The organism is Paenibacillus sp. EKM10P (assembly GCF_011800655.1).
GTDB classification, from domain to species: domain Bacteria; phylum Bacillota; class Bacilli; order Paenibacillales; family Paenibacillaceae; genus Paenibacillus; species Paenibacillus polymyxa.
This window is the reverse complement of the sequence record NZ_JAALET010000014.1, coordinates 104357-126390: the sequence shown is the minus strand read 5'-3', so window position 1 is coordinate 126390 and position 22034 is coordinate 104357. Positions and strand designations below refer to the sequence as shown.

At 47.3% G+C, this 22034-nt stretch carries 10 protein-coding genes; 6 read left to right on the top strand and 4 right to left on the bottom strand.

The genetic code is table 11. The annotated features are described in order from the left end of the window. Both HFE01_RS23065 and HFE01_RS23060 read left to right on the top strand, forming a co-directional pair. The coding region (locus tag HFE01_RS23065; RefSeq protein ID WP_167442872.1) for a condensation domain-containing protein at nt 1-837 on the top strand (837 nt) is incomplete at its 5' end. Between the two features lie 165 nt (nt 838-1002). Continuing rightward, nucleotides 1003-12183, top strand: a complete 11181-nt coding sequence (locus tag HFE01_RS23060) for a non-ribosomal peptide synthetase (RefSeq protein WP_044786581.1) — start codon at nt 1003-1005, stop codon at nt 12181-12183. Nucleotides 12184-12205: 22 nt separating this feature from the next. Here the strand turns inward: HFE01_RS23060 and HFE01_RS23055 are convergent, their stop codons facing one another. After that, nucleotides 12206-12346, bottom strand: coding sequence for a hypothetical protein (locus HFE01_RS23055; protein ID WP_016818937.1), 141 nt, complete (start codon nt 12344-12346; stop codon nt 12206-12208). A gap of 102 nt (nt 12347-12448) precedes the next feature. Here HFE01_RS23055 and HFE01_RS23050 point away from each other — a divergent pair, with 102 nt between their 5' ends. Both HFE01_RS23050 and HFE01_RS23045 read left to right on the top strand, forming a co-directional pair. Then, nucleotides 12449-14350, top strand: a complete 1902-nt coding sequence (locus tag HFE01_RS23050; protein WP_107735015.1) for a serine hydrolase domain-containing protein — start codon at nt 12449-12451, stop codon at nt 14348-14350. 101 nt (nt 14351-14451) lie between these two features. After that, nucleotides 14452-17487 carry a chitinase N-terminal domain-containing protein gene (locus HFE01_RS23045; protein WP_107735016.1) on the top strand — a complete coding sequence of 1012 codons (3036 nt, stop codon included), beginning with the start codon at nt 14452-14454 and terminating at the stop codon, nt 17485-17487. A 231-nt stretch (nt 17488-17718) separates the two neighbouring features. Here HFE01_RS23045 and HFE01_RS23040 read toward each other — a convergent pair whose 3' ends face one another. Next, on the bottom strand, nt 17719-18066 hold the full coding sequence (locus tag HFE01_RS23040; protein ID WP_016818941.1) for a hypothetical protein: 348 nt from the start codon (nt 18064-18066) through the stop codon (nt 17719-17721). Nucleotides 18067-18436: 370 nt separating this feature from the next. Between HFE01_RS23040 and greA the strand changes: the two genes are divergently transcribed. Beyond that, nucleotides 18437-18916: a transcription elongation factor GreA gene (gene greA, locus HFE01_RS23035; RefSeq protein WP_016818942.1), complete on the top strand. Its 480-nt coding sequence runs from the start codon at nt 18437-18439 to the stop codon at nt 18914-18916. Between the two features lie 130 nt (nt 18917-19046). Here greA and HFE01_RS23030 read toward each other — a convergent pair whose 3' ends face one another. Continuing rightward, nucleotides 19047-19586, bottom strand: a complete 540-nt coding sequence (locus tag HFE01_RS23030; protein ID WP_016818943.1) for a transcription repressor NadR — start codon at nt 19584-19586, stop codon at nt 19047-19049. Further along, complete coding sequence (locus HFE01_RS23025) at nt 19583-20737, bottom strand: IscS subfamily cysteine desulfurase (RefSeq protein WP_107735017.1); 1155 nt, start codon at nt 20735-20737, stop codon at nt 19583-19585. The genes HFE01_RS23030 and HFE01_RS23025 overlap by 4 nt, the downstream gene beginning before the upstream one ends. A gap of 167 nt (nt 20738-20904) precedes the next feature. On the opposite strand from HFE01_RS23025, the gene nadA reads away from it, so the two are divergent. After that, on the top strand, nt 20905-22011 hold the full coding sequence (gene nadA, locus HFE01_RS23020; protein ID WP_107735018.1) for a quinolinate synthase NadA: 1107 nt from the start codon (nt 20905-20907) through the stop codon (nt 22009-22011). The last annotated feature ends 23 nt before the right edge of the window (nt 22012-22034 follow it).

Below are 22034 nucleotides of genomic sequence, written 5' to 3'. Positions count from 1 at the left end.
GTGTGGCAGCAGCAGGAAATGCAGCGTGAATCATACCAACGCCGGGAACAGTTCTGGCTGGAGCATTTAGCCGGAGAGTTGCCTGTACTGGAGCTGCCGATTGCTTACCCTAGACCTGCTGTTCGCAGCTTCGAGGGAGCAATGTATGAATTTACTGTTGACTCGAATGTATCCGAGCAACTGCGCCGAATCGCGGCACAGACCGGAAGTACGCTGTACATGGTGCTACTGAGTGCCTATACCGTCCTGCTGTCCAAATACAGCGGTCAGGACGATTTGATCATCGGTACGCCGGTAGCAGGCCGCTTGTTGCCAGAACTGGAGCCACTGATCGGCATGTTCGTCAATACACTAGCCATCCGGCACCAGCCGCAGGGCGACCAAACGTTCCACAGCTACCTGCTGGAAGCCCGAGAACGTACGCTACAAGCCTTCGAGCATCAGGATTATCCGCTTGAGGAGTTGGTGGAAAAGCTGGATGTAGCGCGGGATGCAAGCCGTAATCCGTTATTTGACACCATGTTTGTACTGCAAAATACGGAGTCACAGGAAGCGAAGCTTGAAACACTGTCCTTTAGTCCGTATGTTCAGGAGCATCGTATTTCCAAATTCGATTTGACCTTGTCCATGAGTGATGAAGACGGGCAGATCAAGGGTTCCTTCGAATATTGCACAAAGCTGTTTGGCGCAGATGCTATTGAACGATTAACCGGAGATTTGATAGCGATCCTGTCCCAGGTTGGAGCTAATCCAGATTTGCTATTAAGCGATATTCAGGTGAACTCGAGCGAGCAGCCGGAAGACTTCTCGCCAGATTCCATCGACTTTATTTTCTAAATCAGTTTTCTAAAAAGAAATGATTTCACTTTGCATGCTCAGAGGGCGGCGGCTTGTCCGACTGCCCTTGCCTGCAAAGTATTAATTTTCCGACACATTGCTCAATTACGTAACAAAGCACCATTCCAACAGGGGTACAGACCCCATGAAGCAGGAGGGATGTCATTGAAAGCCTTATTTGAGAAGGAAAAAAACTACTGGAGTCATAAGCTGGAATCTGAGGATCATATCACTTGCTTGCCATACACCAATCATGTGTCCAAGGATACAGCTGCAACGAGTTCTAATTTTCTTACGTACACGCTCACATTTCCATCTGAAATTTCCCAAAGAATATTATCTATAACAGGTGGAGCTCCATGGGCCGTGTTTATGGTTCTGCTGGCTGGAGTTGAAAGCTTATTGTATAAATACACAGGTGAGGAAAGTGTGCTGCTGGGCATTCCAGTAGCCAAGTCTGGCAACAGTACTGCAAAGCCGATTAACCATCTGATTTTACTGAAAAACACGCTGGATTCCTCGACAACCTTCAAAACCTTGCTGTCCCAAATCAAAACTTCTGTCAGCGAAGCAATTGAACACCAAAATATTCCTTTTTGGAACTATACCGAGGGGCTTGAAATTCCATGTAACGAGAACGATAAGCCTCTTATTCACACCACTGCATCCCTGCAAAATATCGACACTTCTGATTTTATGAATCATGTGCAATCTGAACTGGATTTTCAATTTCAATGGGAAAATGCAGTGGTTTCCCTGAATGTGACATACAGTAGCGACCGTTATGACCAGATGACGATTGAACGCTTTGTTGAGCAACTAATACGGCTGTACACCGTTGTTTTGCATCAGCCTGAGCTGGAGATTTACACAGCACAAGTGCTGTCAGAGCAAGAAGTGGAGCAACTGGTTCATACCTTCAACGATACAGTTGTGGATTATCCAAGTCATGCGTCCATTCATGAATTGTTCGAGATGCAGGCGAAGCAGGTACCACACCAGGTGGCAGTAGTATCCGGACAAGATAGCCTGACCTATGGAGAATTAAATGAAAAGGCTAACCGACTGGCTCATTCTTTACGTAAGCAGGAAATTCACACCGAGCAGACGGTCGGCATTATAGCTGAACGATCGATAGAGATGATCGTAGGTATGCTCGCGATTCTTAAAGCGGGCGGGGTGTATGTTCCGATTGACTCCGAATACCCGGACGAGCGCGTGCGCTATTTGCTGGAGGATTCCGGTGCCGAAATACTACTTGTGCAGAAAATAGAACATCGGCCCACTGATTTTAAGGGAATGGTGCTTGACCTGAGTGATGCCGCGATTTATGGAACGGATGATGCAGATCGTTACGATCCAATCTTGCCGAATGATCATGGAACAAATACGGATATGGCTGATATGGCATACGTGGACTGCTTAAATCCGTTTTACTCTATTTCCGCCAGTTCCGAACTTGCTTCTACTACAACCACCCCAACAGAAGCTACGCAATCAGAACATGCTAAACCAATACATCCGGTTTACGCAGCTGATCGTTTGGCTTACATTATGTACACTTCTGGTACAACAGGCCAGCCCAAAGGCGTTATGGTGGAGCATCGCAATGTCGTGCGTTTGGTGAAAAATACAAACTATGCACACTTGGATGCGGACACGCGCATTTTGCAGACCGGGTCTGTTGTCTTTGACGCGTCTACCTTCGAAATTTGGGGGGCGCTATTGAACGGTGGACAGCTGGTACTGGTGAGCCAGGATGTCATTTTGGACGCACCTAGACTTAAGGCAGCTGTCCGTAATCATGGCATTACCACGATGTGGCTGACCGCGCCGCTCTTTAATCAGCTTTCCCAGCAGGATTTGGAACTGTTCGAGGGAATACGGGAGTTGCTGGTCGGTGGCGATGTGCTGTCCGTACCGCATATTAACCGGGTACTGAAGGCTCATCCGAACCTGCGGATCATTAACGGCTATGGTCCTACAGAAAATACGACCTTTTCTACTACGCATGCCATTACTGGCGTCCAATCAGAAGCCGTGCCCATTGGCAGCCCGATCCATAACTCAACGGCATATGTCGTGGACCGTTCGATGCAGCTTCAGCCGATTGGAGCGTGGGGAGAACTGCTCGTTGGCGGTGACGGGGTGGCTCGTGGATACTGCAACCGCCCGGACCTGACAAGCGAAAAGTTCATCAACAGTCCGTTTCGTAACGGCGAACGCTGCTATCGAACAGGGGACCTGGTGCGGTGGAATGCGGACGGGACGCTGGAATACAAAGGGCGGATCGACGCACAAGTGAAAATCCGGGGCTATCGGATTGAATTGGGCGAGGTGGAAGCGCAGCTGTTGAAGCTGGAGGCAGTCCGAGAAGCAGTTGTGATTGCACGGGAGGATGAGCAGGGGCAAAAGCAGCTCTGCGCTTATGTGGTAACCCATGCGGATGTACAGTTAAGTGAGCTTCGCAGTGCTTTGAACCGAGAGCTACCAAGTTATATGGTGCCGTCGTATTTTGTACAGCTGGAACAATTACCCTTGACACCTAATGGCAAGGTGGATCGCCGGGCGTTGCCGCGACCCGAGGGAGGCATAAGCTCAGGCGCAGAATATGTACCTCCTCAAAATCAATTACAAGCACAACTGGTCAGCATCTGGAAAGAAGTGCTTGAAATTGGACGTATTGGCATTAAGGATAACTTTTTTGAAGCAGGAGGACATTCCCTGCGGGCGACACATGTCATATCACTCATCCATAAGCAATTGCATAAAAATGTGCAGCTAAAGGATCTATTCCAGCACCCAACCATCGAACAGTTTGCGCAGGTTATTGAAGCACTGGAGCAAACCACCTATGAATCCATCCCTGTTTCGGAGAATAAGCCATTTTATGCGGTATCTTCGGCCCAAAAACGGATGTATATTCTCAATCAGCTTGATGGAGCGGGAATTAGCTATAACATACCCGGAGCCCTGACACTGATCGGTTCACTTGATCATAAGGCACTGGATAATGCGTTCCGTCAGCTTATTGACCGCCATGAAACATTGCGAACGAGCTTTGAGACCATGAATGGTGAACCTGTCCAGCGAGTACATAACGAGGTTCCTTTTCGCGTGGAGTTGATTCATGCCCCCGGAGCTGACCAGAGGGAGACAGATGAGCTGGTGCATGGCTTTGTCCAGCCATTCAATCTTGAGCAGGCTCCGCTGTTCCGGGCTGGTCTGATTGAAATTAGTCCAGAGCATCATATTTTGCTGTTGGATATGCATCACATCATTTCTGACGGCACCTCTATAAATGTATTGATTCAGGACTTCATCCACTTATATGCAGGGGATACGCTTCCGTCGCTGCGTATTCAGTATAAGGACTACGCTGCTTGGCAGCGGGAGCAGCAACAAAGTGAACGCTATCAAGAACAGGAAGACTACTGGCTCAATACCTTCGCAGGAGAGCTGCCTGTGCTGGATATTCCGACTGATTATCCACGTCCGGCGGTGAGAAGCTTTGAAGGGGATGTACTGGAATTTACGCTCGATCAACGGCAAAGCGAAGGATTAAAAAGCATTGCGATGCAGACCGAATCGACTTTATATATGGTGCTGTTGGCTGCCTATACGACTTTGCTTAGCCAATACAGCGGGCAGGAGGATATCATTGTCGGTTCACCAATCGCGGGACGGCCTCATGCTGATCTTGGCAATCTGATCGGTATGTTCGTCAATACACTGGCAATCCGTAATTATCCGGAAGGCGGGAAAACATTCCGCGATTATGTGCTGGAGGTCAAGGATAACGCGTTAAAGGCTTTTGAACATCAGGATTATCCGTTCGAAGAGCTAGTAGAAAAGCTGGGTGTGGATCGAGATTTAAGCCGCAATCCGTTATTTGATACCATGTTTGCTCTACAAAACCTGGAACAAACAGAGCAGCAGCTGGCAGAGCTGCAATTAGCACCTTATCCAAGTGAACAAACGACGGCTAAATTTGATCTAAGTCTGTTCGCGCAGGAGGATGGGGAACAAATTGCCTGCGGTTTTCAATACGGAACCCGTTTGTACAAACGCGAAACCATCGAACGACTGGCTGTACATTTACAGCAGCTAATCAATGTGGTTATAGAACAGCCGGAGATCGCTCTTGCGGCTATAGAAATGGTTTCGACCCAAGAAAAAGAGCAGCTGGTGAAGCAATTCAGCACTACAGCAGCAGACTCTCCGTATCCACGGGATCAATTAATGCATGTGCTGTTCGAGGAACAGGTTGCACAGTCGCCAGATCGACTAGCGATCACCTTTGCGGACACACAACTCACTTATCACGAGCTGAATGAGCGTTCCGATCGTTTGGCATGCATCCTTACTTCCCATGGGATACGGCACGGGTCCGGGACTCAGATACAGCGAGTAGGGATAGTGGCTGAGCGTTCCATTGAAATGGTCGTGAGCATGCTGGCTATTTTGAAGGCAGGGGGGGCTTACGTTCCTATTGATCCCGAGTATCCGGAAGAACGCATCCGTTATTTACTAGAGGATTCCGGTGCCGAGCTGTTACTGTCACAGCGACGTGAGCAGGTTTTTTTTGAACCAGGTATTCCAGTCATCGATTTGAGCGATGCGCAACTATGGAGCAGTGAATTTGAAGGCTACACTCATACCCATGGATCAGATGCTATTTCAAATGGGGGATCTGCCTTAGATCTTTCGCATGTCATATACACCTCTGGTACGACAGGCAAGCCGAAAGGCGTTATGGTCAATCACCGTAATGTCGTACGATTGGTGAAGAGCACTAGCTACGCCACGCTTGACGAAAATACGCGTATGCTGCAAATGGGTGCAGTTGTATTCGATGCCTCCACATTTGAAATCTGGGGGACGCTGCTGAACGGTGGCCAATTATATGTAGTAAATCATGACACTATTTTGGATGCTGCCAAGTTCAAACAGGCGATGAACAAGTATCGGATTAACACCATGTTCATGACCACGGCTTTATTTAATCAGCATTCACAGCAAGACATTGAAGTGTTTGCATCCCTGAAGGAATTGCTCGTGGGTGGTGATGTGATGTCCGTACCACACGCTAACCGCGTGCTGAAGGAGTACCCGCACCTTCGATTGAGTAATGTTTATGGGCCGACGGAGAACACAACCTTTTCCACCACCTATGAAATTATGGAACCGCAAACTCAAGGTGTTCCCATTGGGCGTCCGATTGATCATTCCACCGTTTATGTGGTCAATCGTTCGTTAAAATTACAGCCTGTGGGGGCATGGGGCGAACTACTTCTCGGTGGCGATGGCGTGGCACTCGGGTATCTGAATCGGCCTGAGCTTACGGCAGAAAAGTTTATTGAAAGTCCATTCCGGCCTGGAGAATATTGCTATCGTACAGGGGATTTGGTGCGTTGGCGTGCTGATGGCGTACTGGAGTACAAGGGAAGAATGGATGAGCAGGTCAAAATTCGCGGCTACCGCATCGAACTGGGTGAAGTTGAAACCCGTTTGTCCACGATTGCAGGTGTGAAGGAATCGGTTGTGATAGTACGGCAGGACGATCACGGGCAAAAACAGCTGTGTGCCTATTTTGTAACAGACAGCGAACTAAGCGCTAGCGACTTACGTAACGCTCTATCACAGGATCTGCCGAGCTATATGGTGCCTTCTTACTTTGTACGGCTTTCCAGACTGCCTTTGACACTGAATGGCAAAGTAGACCGCAGGGCACTGCCTGCACCTGAGCCTAATGTCGATACAGGCATGGATTATGTGGCACCTGAAACGGATGTTCAACAGGCTTTGGCTGCGGCATGGGGAGCCATCCTAGGTATTCAGAAGGTTGGGATACAGGATAACTTCTTCCATTTGGGTGGCGACTCCATCAAGGCCATTCAAGTGTCGTCTCGCTTGTTTCAGGCTGGATACAAGCTGGAAATGAAGGACTTGTTTAAATACCCGACAATTGCGGATCTAAGTACTTATATTCAGCCAGTTAACCGAGTAGCCGAGCAGGGCGATGTTACCGGAAATGTTGTGCTTACACCGATTCAGCGCTGGTTCTTTGAACAGCCAACAGATGAACCACACTATTTCAACCAATCGGTCATGCTCTATCGACAGGAAGGCTATGACGAACAGGCACTTCGGCAGGCGCTCCATCAGATTACAACGCATCATGATGCATTGCGTATGATTTTTCGGTCGTCGGAGAACGGATATACAGCATGGAACCGAGGCGTAGATGAAGGCGAATCGTATCAACTGGAGTGCTTTGACTATAGGAACAGTGATGCTATTGAAGGGAACTTGGCGAAGATAATTGAAGCCAAATGCAATGAAATTCAATCTGGTATTTCTCTAAGCGGAGGGCCGTTGATGAGGCTCGGCCTGTTCCGTTGCCCGGATGGGGATCATCTGCTGGTCGCGATTCATCATTTGGTGGTAGATGGAGTGTCCTGGCGCATCTTATTTGAGGATTTGGCGACAGCTTATGAGCAAGCCTCCAAGGGTGAACAGGTGATTCAGTTACCTCACAAGACGGATTCGTTCCAAACGTGGGCCGAAAAGCTGCACGCCTATGCCAACAGTCCGGCCATGGAACGTGAGCGGGCGTATTGGGAGGAGCTTGCACAAGCGGAACTGGCTCCTTTGCCGCAGGATTACGGACATAACGAGCATGATAAACCATTGATTGGCGATAGTGAGTCGGTTACTGCTTTATGGACAAATGTAGAGACAGAGCAACTGCTCAAGCAGGCCAATCGTGCCTACCGTACAGAAATTAATGACCTGTTGCTGACTGCGGTAGGAATGGCCTTACAAGCATGGAGCGGAAATGATCGTTTCCTGATTAATTTAGAGGGACATGGGCGTGAACCCATTTTACCAGAGGTGGATATTACCCGGACGATAGGGTGGTTTACAAGCCAATATCCTGTTTTACTCGATATGCCAGAAGAAACTGTTCTTTCGCAGCGAATCAAACATGTGAAGGAAGGACTGCGCAGTATCCCGCAAAAAGGAATCGGCTACGGCGCACTGAAATATTTATTCGACAGTCAGACACAGGCATCGGAGGGACCTTCAGCCATATTTACGACAGCTCCTGAAATTAGTTTTAACTATTTGGGACAGTTCGATCAGGATATGAAAGGAAACGACTTGCAGTCATCCCCATATGAGGGGGGGATGCCACTTAGCCCGACTATGGCTCGGACATATACACTGGATTTTGGCGGCATCATTTCGGGAGGTCAGCTGGGGCTGACAATTAGCTATAGCCGTACCAGCTACCGACCAGAGACGATTGAGCGATTGGCGAGATTACTGGAATCGAGCTTGCGCGAAATTTTGACACATTGCACCCATAAAGAACACCCAGAGCTGACCCCAAGTGATATTTCCTATAAAGGAATGAGTGTGGAGGGCTTGGACAGCCTGTTATCTGAAATGGGCGCTGCGGGTGAGATCGACAATGTATATGCACTAACCCCGATGCAGAAAGGGATGTTGTTTCACAGCCAGCTTGATAGTCAAGCAGCCGCGAATGACGCGTATTTTGAGCAGGTTTCTTATGATATGCGGGGTCGGATGGACATCGGGAATTTTGCAGAAAGTCTGAATATGCTGGTTCGGCGACATGAGGCGCTACGTACACATTTTTATTTCGGCCGGGATACGGAGCCGTTACAGGTGGTCTACCGAAATCGGGATTGTGGCTTCTATTACGAAGATTTACGCGAGTTGGATAGCGATACAAGGGGCATTTGGCTGAAGAACTTCAAGTTGGAAGATAAAGCAAGGGGATTTGATCTGCGTCGGGATGTCCTGATGCGTATAGCGATTTTGCGCACCGGGGAAGACAGTTACCATATTGTGTGGAGCTTCCATCATATCGTCATGGACGGCTGGTGTCTGTCCCTAATAAATAAAGAAGTGTTTGAGAGCTATGCAGCACTTCAGGAGGGCAGAGTGCCAGAGCTGGCACCGGCAGTGCCGTACAGCCGCTTTATTGAATGGCTGGAAGCACAGGATCGCAAGGCGGCAACTGATTACTGGAGCAGCTATTTATCCGGGTATGAGCAGCAAACAGCACTACCAGCTGTAAAATCCGGCCGCAAGAGTGGAGGCTATACAGCTAGTGATTGGGTGACGGTTTTGGAGCGTGAGCTTACCCTCCGGGTGGAGGAGACGGCTAAGCGATATCAGGTAACCATGAATACGTTATTACAAACCGTATGGGGAATTGTGCTGCAAAAATATAACAACCACCGTGATGTCGTATTTGGTAGTGTCGTCTCAGGCCGCCCATCGGATATTATCGGAGTCGAGGGTATTATCGGCTTGTTCATTAATACCATTCCCGTTCGCATCCTTAGTGAGGCAGGGGAATCTTTTGCAGAAGTTATGAAGAAAACGCAGGAACAGGCGCTGGCTTCTCATGCGTATGATACGTACCCACTGTTTGAAATTCAGGCATTGACTGACCAGAAACAGGATTTAATTAACCATATTATGGTGTTTGAAAATTATCCGGTGGATGAGCAGGTCGAGGAGATGGAAATTGATGGGCAGGAACTTTCCCCGATTTCCAACGTGGTAGCTCTTGAGCAGACCAACTATGATCTGAATGTAGTTGTAATGCCGGGAGAATGCGTGAAGATTCGTTTTATGTATAATGCGTTAAATTATGATCAAACAGACATTGAGCGTCTGCATGGACATTTTGTGAATCTGTTGGAGCAAACTTTGCTTAACCCAAATGTACGCGTAGAAGAGCTAGAACTGGTTACAGCGGCGGAAAAACAGCAAATTACTAGAGAGTTTAATGACACTGCCTCTGCCTATCCAGACAATGAGACGATTCATAAATTGTTTGAGGAGCAGGCAGAGCGCACACCGGATCATATTGCCGTAGCTTTGGGTCATCAAACATTGACCTATCGGGAGCTCAATGAGACAGCCAATCGATTAGCGCGTACACTGCGGGATGCAGGGGTCAAACCTGATGAACCTGTTGGCATTTTGACGGAGCGCTCGTTGGATATGATTACGGGAACACTTGCCATTTTGAAGGCTGGAGGCGCGTATGTGCCGATAGATTCTCAATATCCAGAGGATCGTATCCGTTATATGCTAGAGGACTCGGGAGCCAAGCTACTGTTGGCTCAGCAGGATTTATTGGATCGGTGCTATTTTGACGGACAGATTGTCAATCTGAATGATGATAAGTCGTACAGTGCAGATGCTTCCAATCCGGGTATAGATGGAGCGAGTAATCATGCCGCTTATGTCATTTATACCTCAGGCTCAACAGGTAAGCCTAAGGGTGTCGTAGTTGAGCACCGAAGTGTTGTGCGTCTCGTCCGCAATACGGATTATGTCCCATTTGATGAATCAACTCGAATGCTGCAGACATGTGCGTTTGTATTTGATGTATCTACATTTGAAATTTGGGGTGCACTGCTGAACGGCGGTCAGCTTGTTCTCTTGCATAAGGATGATCTTTTGGACGCAGCCAAGATGAAAGAGACGATACAGGATCATCACGTCAACATGATGTGGCTGACCACACCATTATTTAATCAGCTTTCGCAGCAGGATAGTAAACTTTTTGGTGATGTGAAGTATTTGTTGGTTGGTGGTGATGTTTTGTCTGCACCCCATATTAACCGGGTCCTGCGCGATAATCCGCATATGAACATCATTAATGGCTATGGACCAACGGAAAATACAACCTTTTCGACGACATATCACATTACGGAAGAACAGCTGGATTCTGTGCCAATCGGACGTCCCATTTGCAATTCGACGGCGTATGTTGTGGACTCATCATTTAACTTGCAACCGGTCGGAGCCTGGGGTGAGCTGGTTGTTGGTGGAGACGGAGTTGCGCGTGGTTATTTGAATCGTCCTGAACTGACGGCTGAGAGATTTCTTGCTAATCCGTGGGTGGACGGAGATCGCCTGTACTGTACTGGGGACCTTGTTCGCTGGCGTGAAGACGGCATACTGGAATACGCTGGACGGATTGATCAACAGGTTAAAATTCGCGGTTACCGGATTGAGCTGGGCGAGGTGGAGACGAGACTGGCAAGTGTACCTTCTGTACGGGATAGCGTTGTTATCGCTTTGCGGGATGGAGCAGGTCAGCAGCAATTATGTGCTTACTTCACTGCCGATGAACAGCTGACCATCCGTGAGCTTCGAACTGTGATGTCGGCCAGTCTGCCGAGCTATATGATTCCGTCCGCTTTTGTACAGCTGGATCGGTTTCCGCTAACGACTAACGGCAAAATTGACCGTAAAGCTTTACCTGTGCCGGACAAAGCATTGCACACGGGGATAGAATATGTCGCACCACGAACCGATGTGGAGCAGTTGCTGGCAGCTATTTGGCAGGAGGTGCTTGAAATCCCGCAAGTGGGAATCCACGATGACTTTTTCACGTTGGGTGGACATTCCTTGAAAGTACTAGAGCTTATACGCAAAGTTCGTCTTGCTACAGATATTGAGCTGCCCATCCGTAGTGTTCTGGAGTTCCCAACCATAGAAGAGCAGGCGCTCACATTATTGAAAGCCGATCTGAACTACAAGGTCGATAGTCCAATCATTCGGTTGAATGAACACGGTCCGGTTTCCATCTTCTGCTTTCCTCCTATGCTTGGATACGGACTGTCGTTCGCAGAGCTTGCAAAACAACTGGACCAAGATGCAGTTGTGTATGGATTAGAGTTCGTAGATGATGTTACGGATGAGCAGGCAATGTTGGCACGATATGTTGATTTAATCATCAGCACGCAGGCGCAAGGTCCGTATGTGCTGCTTGGTTATTCTATAGGTGGGAATCTGGCGCATAAGGTTGCCGGCACACTGGAGCACCAAGGTCATACTGTATCCGATATTTTAATGCTCGATTCGGTCAAAAGGGCAGAAGCTCTGCCTTTCACAGATGAAGAAACAGAGCAGGAAATTCATGCCATGCTGGAACAGGTTCCCGAATCCTATCGTGAGCTGTTGAATGAAACGTACCAGCGTAAAATGATCGCTTATGCGGTGTATGGCAACCAGCTTGTGAACACAGAAAATGTTCAGGCGAATATTCATGGCTTTGTTGCCGCTGGATCGGAAACGGTGAAGGGCACAGGAGATAATAAACTTTTATGGAAAGATGCTACACAAGGAAGCTATGAAGAGCATAGCTTGATTGGTAATCATTATGAACTGCTGGAACCCGGATTTATCGAAGAAAATGTAAAATGTATCCGTGCCACAATACACAAGATAACCCGGAACATGGGCAAAGACGTGACACAAGGATTGGCCCATCATAATTCTTGAAAACTTACAGTCGATGATTTAACTAACTGGAATTACTAATTTTATCTGTAATGTATGAATCCTGATCGAACAGGTAAGAAGCCTTCTGCTTACGCGATTCGATCAGGATTCGCTTTATCATGCGCACTCCCGCGAGGGAAGTGCGATGATTCCATAGCGCCATGCTGATGGCTCCCATACGGAGTGTAAATATCTGCTCCGCTATGCAATCACCGCACGGTTTAAATCATGAAATCAACTTCATAGGTAAGGAGGGTACTTCAATATGAAGAATAGAGGTATTGGCTACCTATCCGCATTCTTAACAACGTTGTTTCTTTGGAATCTGCTCATTAATTCAGCATGGGCAGCAGATAGTATAACACCTAATTCAGTGGAAAAAGCAGTGGACGATATCATGAGTACAGAATTGGAAAAATTGCATATTCCGGGAGCGGCCGTCGTTGTGACCCAGGAAGACCAAATTCTTTTTAGTAAAGGATATGGATATGCAGACCTGGAGCGGAAAATGGTATTCGACCCGGCAAAGACCATTGTTCGTGTTGGCTCGCTAACCAAATCATTTAGTGCAAGTGCCACAATGCAACTGGTCGAGCAAAACAAGCTTGATTTGAATGAAGACGTGAACAGCTATCTCCACAGCTATAAAGCTTCGCAATACCAAAATATCCCTTTCAATCTGCATCAGCTTCTGACACATACTGCGGGATTAGATGAAGCGATATACGACATTAACAGCTCAACTCGCGCAGGCGTTTTACCTACAGAGCAGTATCTCAGCACGTATTTTCAAAATCAGCCACCTATCCGCAAACCTGGAATTCAGTATGAATACAGTAATGTCGCCTTCGGTCTGATCGGTAATATCGTGGAGCAAGTAACCGGTCAGGGACTGAATGATTACTTTCGTACACATCTATTCCAGCCGATGAATATGCCCAGCGCGACACTGGAGTTGCCCTTAAATCATCCAGAACTGGCCCAATCGTATCAGTGGAAACATGGAGCTTATGTAAAACAACCCTTATCGTATATCAATCTGCCGGGAGCAGGAGCGTTGAACGTCACACCCAACGAATTTTCCCATTATCTGATCACTCATTTAAACCAAGGTGAGTATGAGGGCAAAACGGTGCTCCAGCCAACCACGGTAAAAGTGATGCATGCACAGCAATTTGCAGCGGATGCCCGTCTAGATGGCTTGGGCTACGGATTTTTCCGTGGTCAACTGAAGACGGGAGTACCCATGTTGTGGGCTACTGGAGAAATTGATGATTTTATTTCCGAAATGGTACTGATTCCATCCCAAAAGATCGGTATTTTTGTGACCATCAATTCAGCTGACACAGACACCCTGCTTCATGGAAAAGTCATCAATACGATAGCTCAAATGCTGCCCGCAAAGCCGCAGGCCGCTTCTCAGTCACTGGCTCGTTCTGTCACGCAAGTGAAGCTTTCGCCAGAGATCGAGGGCGTATATCAGGTGGATACTACTCCTGTTCATGGGTGGGGAAAATGGATTCGGATACTGGGAAGCATTAAATACACCGTTCATATTCAAGATGATCATACGCTAATTGTTAAAGGAAAATACCCGGATCAGAATGAAGCAACAGACAAAGTTTTTCAAGCAGCAGGTGATGGGCTGTTTGTGGAAAAGGGGGGCCAGCTTAAAATTTTGCTGTATCAGGAAAAGGGTACGTGGATGATGATTGCCCCGGATAGTAAGACCATGAAGCAGACGACACTTTGGCACCGTACCTGGACGCTACTCGTCAGCTATGCAGCCGCATCCTTATTTTTCGTCACAACCCTACTGATATGGATCATAAGATATGTGATCAGAGCTATCCGCAAAACGAATAATCACATTTCGTCCAACCTGGCATACATTGCGTTACTAAATACGATTTTTCTCGGGGTACAGGTCATCTATGGTAACAATCAGATGGTGTATGGCTATTCCGCCTGGTATATCTGGGGAATTTGCACGCTACCGCTCATTTCAGCACTCATTGCCGTGTGGGTATTGATCGTGAATGGCACCAAGGTGATTACAGGGGAAAAAAGAGCCCGGGCTGCCGGGAAAATTGTATTTGCGATACTCACTTTGCTGCATACAGCCTATCTTTTTTATTGGAATTTCCTTCCTTTTCATTATTCCTAAAGATTTACAAAACAACGCATGTCCGCACATAAATGAATGCTAACATTTATATTTAGTGCCCCTCTGAGAGGGGCCTTAAATCAATTAACAGGAGGAATAGAATGGGAATCTTTCGTCGTTTTACATCCCGCAGCTTCAAATACGCAACAGCTATGGTTTTCACTTTATCGTTGTACGCCGGTGTTGTGGGCGGCATGCAACCGGCACGCGCAGAAGGTCCGGCAGACCAGGCCCCTTTCATTGCAGCCAAAGTGGTCAACGAAAACGCTGGTAAAAAAGTGTTGTTCGATAATACACATGGACAGACAGCCGGCGCAGCAGATTGGGTGATTGATGGTGGATTTTCAGATTTTGGCCAAGCCCTTGCAAACAATGGCTACGACGTTCATGAGCTTCGCCAATCTACACCTATTACTTATAATGATTTAAAGAATTATGATGTATTTGTGACAGCGGAGCCGAATATTCCTTTTAAACAAAGCGAACAGGCCGCAATGGAACAGTATGTTAAAGCAGGCAATAGCATTTTTTTCATTGGTGATCATTATAACGCCGACCGCAACAAGAATCGCTGGGACGGATCGGAAAGTATCAATGGGTACCGTCGTGGTGCATGGGAAGACCCTGCAAAGGGAATGAGTGAGGAAGAAAAAAGCTCGGCAGCGATGCAGGGCGTGGTTAGCTCAGATTGGCTGGGTAACCAGTTTGGTATACGCTTTCGCTACAATGCATTAGGCGATATCACGGCTAATCAGATTGTTGAACCTGCCCAGGCGTTCGGCATTACAGCAGGAGTGAGTAATGTGGCAATGCACGCAGGATCAACATTGGCGATTATTGACCCGACCAAAGCCAAGGGGATCGTATATCTGCCTAAAACCAATCAGGCTTGGGGGAATGCAGTAGATCAGGGCGTTTATAACGGAGGTGGTATAGCGGAAGGACCTTATGCAGCTGTAGCAAAAGTAGGTCTAGGCAAAGCTGCTTTCATTGGGGATTCATCTCCTGTTGAAGATGCAACGCCGAAATATCTGCGTGAAGAGACAGGAACCAAGAAGACAACGTATGATGGTTTTAAGGAGCAGGATGACGCTGTGTTACTGGTCAATATCGTCGATTGGTTGTCCAAGAAGGAGGAGTATACCAGCCTGTCGGATGTAAAAAACTTACAGCTAGATCAGCCGACGGCATTGCTGTCTTTTGAAGCTCCTCAGGCTTCTACGGAACCGCAAGCCGAGCCTTGGTCTGCTCCTGCAGCCGGCTACAAATGGTGGGATCAGCGAACGTTCAAGGCCGGCTCCTATGGCGGACCTACAGCCAGTGCGCAGCCTGTGTACAGCATCGTTCGGCAGGAGCAACTGCCGAATGCACAGCCTTTTCAAATTCGCATAGTTGCCGACCAACTGGCTCCAAATAGTACGATTAGCGGATTCAGCGCAGGTATTTATGTAGCGGGTGGCAACCAAGTAGCCCAGATTCAAAATCCAGATGGAAGCTGGCCGACCTCTTACGGTTATAGCGGAACATTTAGTCTGGAATCCGACAGCAAGGGGCATGCCTATAGGGACCTGACGGTGCGGATCAAGCCGGGTACCAGTGGTGCAGCTAATCTTAGGCTGAGACAAAACGGCAGCAACCTGCTGACCCAATCCGTCGTGCTGGCAGATGTCCCAGCCCAGCCGTTGCCTGAGGATGGCAATACAATTCCGGCTCGAATCAGTGTCGCAGAAGCACGGAATCTTTCGGCTGGCAAAGTTGTGACCTTAGAGGGTGTTGTGACGACAGAACCAGGGGCTTTTGGCGGTCAAGCCTTTTACATGCAGGATGAAAGTGGCGGCATTTATGTATATCAAAACCAAAGCGGCTTTCACCAAGGTGATCGAGTAAAGATTACAGCAAGTTTGGCACTGTACAATGGTGAAGTCGAGTTGACTGATGCAGTGGCTACGGAAAAAACGGGAGAAGGACAACTTCCGCAAGCTGTGCAAGTCACCGAGCTCAGCGATGCGAATCAAGGACAGCTGGTTGAGCTTCCTACTGCCATTATTCGTAATATAATAGATGCAACTCCTGTAGGTTCGTTTGAATTTGATGCAGTAGCGGGTGAGGTTAGCCATCATGTGCGAGTTGATGCACGTACACGCTTAACACGGACATCTTTTCCGTATCAAGAAGGACAGCAAGTGAAGCTGAAGGGAATTTCGGCGGTTTTCAAAGGAAATTATCAGTTAAAGCCGCGCGGGCTAGATGATTTTTCAGCTCAGACAGGCGCAGCTTTGCAGGAAGTAGAGCTTTCACTGGATCAAACAACATTTAACGTTGGGGATACAGCAGCCACACATCTCAAGGGTACGCTCACAGATGGCAGCCAAGCTGATTTAAGTAATGCCTCTGTTCAGTATATCAGCAGCCATGAATCCGTTGCACTGGATACGTATGGAGAGCTTCGGGCCCTAAAAGAGGGGAGCGCCGAGATTACAGCGAGCGTCACCTTGGACGGTAAAACGGTCGTATCCAATCCAGTAACCGTTAGAGTCGAGAAAAACACTGTAGGTGAAGTGCCGGGTAAACCGGTGCTGTCTCATGATAACGGTCAGGACACCGGACTGAAGGATGGAGACTACAACATCACCATGAATCTGTGGTGGGGCACGAATGGTGATGAACTCAAGTTGTATGAAAATGACAAGCTGATTGCAACCCAATCCTTGCAAGCGGCTTCCCCTGAAGCACAGCATGCAGTCATTTCTGTTACAGGCAAGAGCAATGGAACCTACACGTATACTGCTGAGCTGATCAACGCTTCCGGTAAAACGGTCAGCGACCCGTTAACTGTCGAAGTGATCGATGCTACTCCTGGCATACCGGTGTTGTCTCATAACAATTGGGATGGTGACGGTAACTATACCCTGACAATGAACATGTGGTGGGGTACGAATGCAACCCAATACAACCTGTATGAAAATGGAGAGCTGATCGACACGCAGGATCTGTCGAGCCAAAGTCCGCAGGCCCAAAGTGCTGTGACCAACATCCAAAATCAAAAGCCGGGTATATATGAGTATCGGGCCGAGTTAGTCAATGCTGCAGGAGAGGTTTCCAGTCAAACCATAAGTGTAGAAGTGAAGGAACGTTAATTCGAAATAATGAGCCGTTAAAAAGGAAGAGCATCTATTGACCTCGCGAGAGTCTATAGATGCTCTTTTTTGCGGGAATTAGCATTTTAGGATTGGGTTGGCGAAGCGGAAAGTCCCTCTATATCTGAGGAGCCATAGAAGATCATGGCAACTAGAATCACAATAATGATAAACTCTGCAAAAGATTCTCCATCAAACTCACTCACCACAACTATCTCCTTTCGCCACCTGTTAATTATTTATTTTCTGCGAAAAGGCTTGTATCACCTGATCCAACGTCATATTGCCGTTATCATTTAAAAATTTCACCATATTATCGACATTAGTAGGGGCAGATGCTAATGTTTTGTATTTTCCTGTGAGACCTAAAAATAATGTTGCTTGTCTGTATAAAGTCACGGAATCGACGTTTAGTTTTCCTGTTAGTAGGAGGGCTGCGACTAGGACCTCTACATTTTTTCCTTGAAGTGCTGAAAAGATAGCCGAATTACTGTTTAATCCATTTTTCTTTTGACCGTTAGGGGGGGATTTGGATTTGCGATTCCCGTTCCCATTGCCATTCTTTCCTAAGGAAGCCATTGAATCCTTCCTCCCGCCATACACTGCTCCTGCCTGATTTGCATGAAATTTGGGACAAGGGCAGTGGCACTGCACGTGCTCATTAAAATACGTTATGATCATACGATATGCGAACAAGAAAGCTTTGGTTACCATATGGATCACAGTGGTCGAAGGTAGCTGATTGCTATTTCCTGAATTTCTTTTCGCATGTTGGTCCAATTTAGAGTAAACTACAATAAAGCAAGCTAAATGAGCATTTTGCATCAATTCCAGGAGCTTTATCCAATTAGCAATAGATGGACCCTAACGGTTTAGCTCGTATATATTGTACCTTCGAGTATTGAACTTGAATTATGCAAAGTGCTGAAATAGGAGTTGAAATAAGACCATGTCGAATGAAGAAGTATTGTTAACTAAAGAGGGATTAGCCAAGCTGGAGGAAGAGCTCAAGGAACTGAAGACAGTAAAACGCAAGGAGCTAGCCGAACGCCTCAAGTTGGCCATCAGCTATGGAGATCTGAAGGAAAATAGTGAATATCACTCAGCCAAGGACGATCAGGCGTTTATGGAAACACGAATCATGGTCTTGGAAAAAATGTTGACCAAAGCTCGGATAGTGGATGAAAGTAATCTGGATCTTAAAACGGTCAGTATCGGTTCTACTGTTATTCTGAATGACATCGAATTCTCGGAGAAGGTGGAATACAAAGTTGTAAGTCCTGCGGAGGCAGATGTTCTGGACAACAAAATTTCCTATGAGAGTCCTTTAGGTAAGGCACTTTTGGGGAAAGAAGTGGGCAGTATCATTCATGTCGATGCACCTATGGCTGTAATCAAATATGAGTTACTAGAAATTAAGCTCGCTTAGTCCATTCCCGATTCCCTTTATAAGGGGGCCGGGATTTTTCATTTCTCGCTATTTACATACCATCCCTGCGGAGTGCATTTGCACTCCACAAACTGGAAAGGATTTTTATTGCTTTGCTATCGTATTAAGATTAATCTGTCATTAGGAAGCCGGCTTGCTCCAATGCAGCACAGGCATCATTAATTTTATCTTCATCCGACGCATGCAAGGTATGCAGGTGGATGCCTCCGGTCAGCTGGGACAAATAAGTGGCTTGGGTGGAGCTGATCTTACGTATAAAATCGTCCACTTCTTTGCGAGTTCCGACCCGTATTGGAGCAGTCAGATCTCCATATACTGGATGTTCAACTATAACATCCTGCACACTGACACCGTAGTCTACAATTAGCTTTAATTCTTCTTCTGTTTGTTCAGGTCGGTGATTACACACAATAATACGAGAGGCTAAGGGAGCGGCTTGAGCCGCAGGTTCCATATAAATGTATCCTTGACTCGTTGCAAGTATAGGCTCTTGGCTTGCTTTTAACAGGGAAATATCTTGTACAATTACTTGTCTGGAAACGGAGGACCTGCGTGCCAGCTCGCTCCCGGTCAGCGGTGACTCGCTTTTGAGCCACAATAGCAGCTGTTCGCGGCGATCCGTACCTGACCGTTTTAAAGATTCAGTCAACGGGATAAGCTCCTTTCTTGTCGATGCGTCAGGTCTGTCAAAATATCTACCAGTACATTCAATTCCTCGATGGTGGTTGTCCTGCCGAAAGAAATACGGATAAATTGTAAGGCTTCACGTTCAGATGCTCCAAGTGCCTGTAAGGCAGGTGAAGGATCGTGATGTCCGGCGGCACATGCGCTTCCGGTAGATATACAGACACCGCTGCGATTACATTCCAGCATAACATATTGTCCCTCGTAACCGTGAAAAAAACATCCTACAATATGATGAAGCACTGCTTTTTTTTCGCTTTCCTCTACCACCCAACGTAATGGAATGGATCTTTCCTGAATTTTCGTAATAAAGTATCTTCGCAGGGTAGCATATCGCTCCTGATGCATCTCCATCTGTTCCGTCATCATTTCTGCCGCTGCGACAAAGGCTGCAATCCCAGGAACATTAACTGTACCAGGACGAAATCCGTTTTCATGCAGTGTATCAGGATACACCGGACGCCATGGGGTTCCGGGTTTAAGATATGCAGCACCGACACCTTTGGGGCCATATACTTTATGGCTTGATATAGAGAGTGCATCCACTCCCATGGCTTCTACATCTATGTGAACATTCCCAAATGTTTGTACCGCATCACTGTGCAACATAATACCACGTTCGTGGAGCAGGGGAGACAAGGCAGCAAGATCCTGAATCAGCCCTGTCTCTGAATTGGCGTGTTGTATTGATACAAGCCCGGTGTTGTCTCTAAGATGGGGTACAAGAACTTCACGGGTTATTCGTCCTTCCTGATCCGGTTGTATAATAGTTAGCTCATAGCCCTGATGTTCTAGCAAAGTAGCAAGATTGTACATCGAGTGATGTTCCAAAGCGCTCATAATCCAATGCTTTTTGTCTGGCGGCAGCCCGTTCAGGATTGATTGCACGACCACCATATTGGATTCTGTGCCCCCTGATGTAAAATAGATGCCTTCCTTTTGCCCGCCAATCATTTTTGCCATTCGTTGCCTGCTGTAATCTAGTGTGTAGGCTGCTTGACCGCCCGCATCATGGAGGCTGCTGGCATTTCCGAACATTTCCTTATTCATTACGCTATATATATGCAAAGCTTCGTCACACATGGGTGTGGAAGCGGCATAGTCCAGGTAAATCACAGCAAATCCTCCCCGCTTAAAAATAATTCCATTCCAAAAACTCTTGAGATTATTGTAGGCATGTGTAAATATAGGTGTCAAGACACATGTAAATATGTTTTGTACACATAGCGGTTATCTATTCGTGAGCGAGGGACAGTCAGCCGCAACGATATGGAGGGAATCTAATGTCTATGCTAGACGTTTTACAAGGAAATCGTGGACTTATGCCAGAGCATTATAAAACACTGACGGTTGCTGACATGGAGCAACGCGTAGCCGAGCTGAAACAAAAATGGGGCTCAAAGCTGCTCATTCCGGGCCATCACTATCAGAAAGACGAGGTTATCCAATTTGCTGATATAACAGGAGATTCTCTACAGCTTGCTCAAATGGCGGCACAAAATCAGGAAGCGGAGTTTATTGTGTTTTGCGGGGTTCATTTTATGGCGGAGACAGCGGATATGCTGACTACCGACCGGCAAACCGTTGTTCTGCCGGATATGCGCGCAGGCTGCTCAATGGCAGATATGGCGAATATGGAGCAGACGGAACGAGCGTGGAAGCATTTGCAGGAGTTGGTTGGTGATACGATCATTCCGTTAACATATGTAAATTCCACAGCAGAGATTAAAGCCTTTGTAGGACGGCATGGCGGGGCTACCGTGACTTCTTCGAATGCCAAGCAGGTGCTAGACTGGGCACTGAAACAAAAGGAACGTATTTTATTTTTGCCGGATCAACATTTGGGACGCAATACCGCCCATGATCTTGGAATTCCGCTAGATGAAATGGCCGTATGGAATCCTATGACCGATCAGTTGGAGACTGAACGAAACCCGGCAACCATAAAAATCATTTTATGGAAAGGGCATTGTTCAGTTCATGAAAAATTTACGGTAGATCATATTCGCAACGTCCGTGAACGCGATAAGAATATCCGAGTCATCGTTCATCCCGAATGCTCTTATGAGGTTGTACAACTCGCAGATTGTGCTGGCTCCACCAAATTCATCATCGATACGATCCGTGCGGCAGAGCCGGGAACCCGTTGGGCCGTTGGCACAGAGATGAATCTCGTGCAACGAATTAGACAACAGCACCCTGAACAGCAGATTGAATCGCTCAATCCCGATATGTGTCCTTGTCTGACCATGAACCGGATCGATCTTCCGCATTTGCTGTGGGCAATGGAACAGATTGATCGGGGAGAGCCTGTAGGTGTAATTCGGGTGGATGCTCAGATCAGACAGGACGCTGTACAGGCACTGAATCGTATGCTTGCTATACGTTAAGTTTTACCGTTACGTAGAGCGTA

Coding starts and splice junctions, on each gene's coding strand:
- HFE01_RS23050 (WP_107735015.1), top strand. CDS start 12,449: ATGAAGAATAGAGGTATTGGCTACCTATCCGCATTCTTAACAACGTTG.
- nadA (WP_107735018.1), top strand. CDS start 20,905: ATGTCTATGCTAGACGTTTTACAAGGAAATCGTGGACTTATGCCAGAG.
- HFE01_RS23045 (WP_107735016.1), top strand. CDS start 14,452: ATGGGAATCTTTCGTCGTTTTACATCCCGCAGCTTCAAATACGCAACA.
- greA (WP_016818942.1), top strand. CDS start 18,437: ATGTCGAATGAAGAAGTATTGTTAACTAAAGAGGGATTAGCCAAGCTG.
- HFE01_RS23040 (WP_016818941.1), bottom strand. CDS start 18,066: ATGGCTTCCTTAGGAAAGAATGGCAATGGGAACGGGAATCGCAAATCC.
- HFE01_RS23055 (WP_016818937.1), bottom strand. CDS start 12,346: ATGGCGCTATGGAATCATCGCACTTCCCTCGCGGGAGTGCGCATGATA.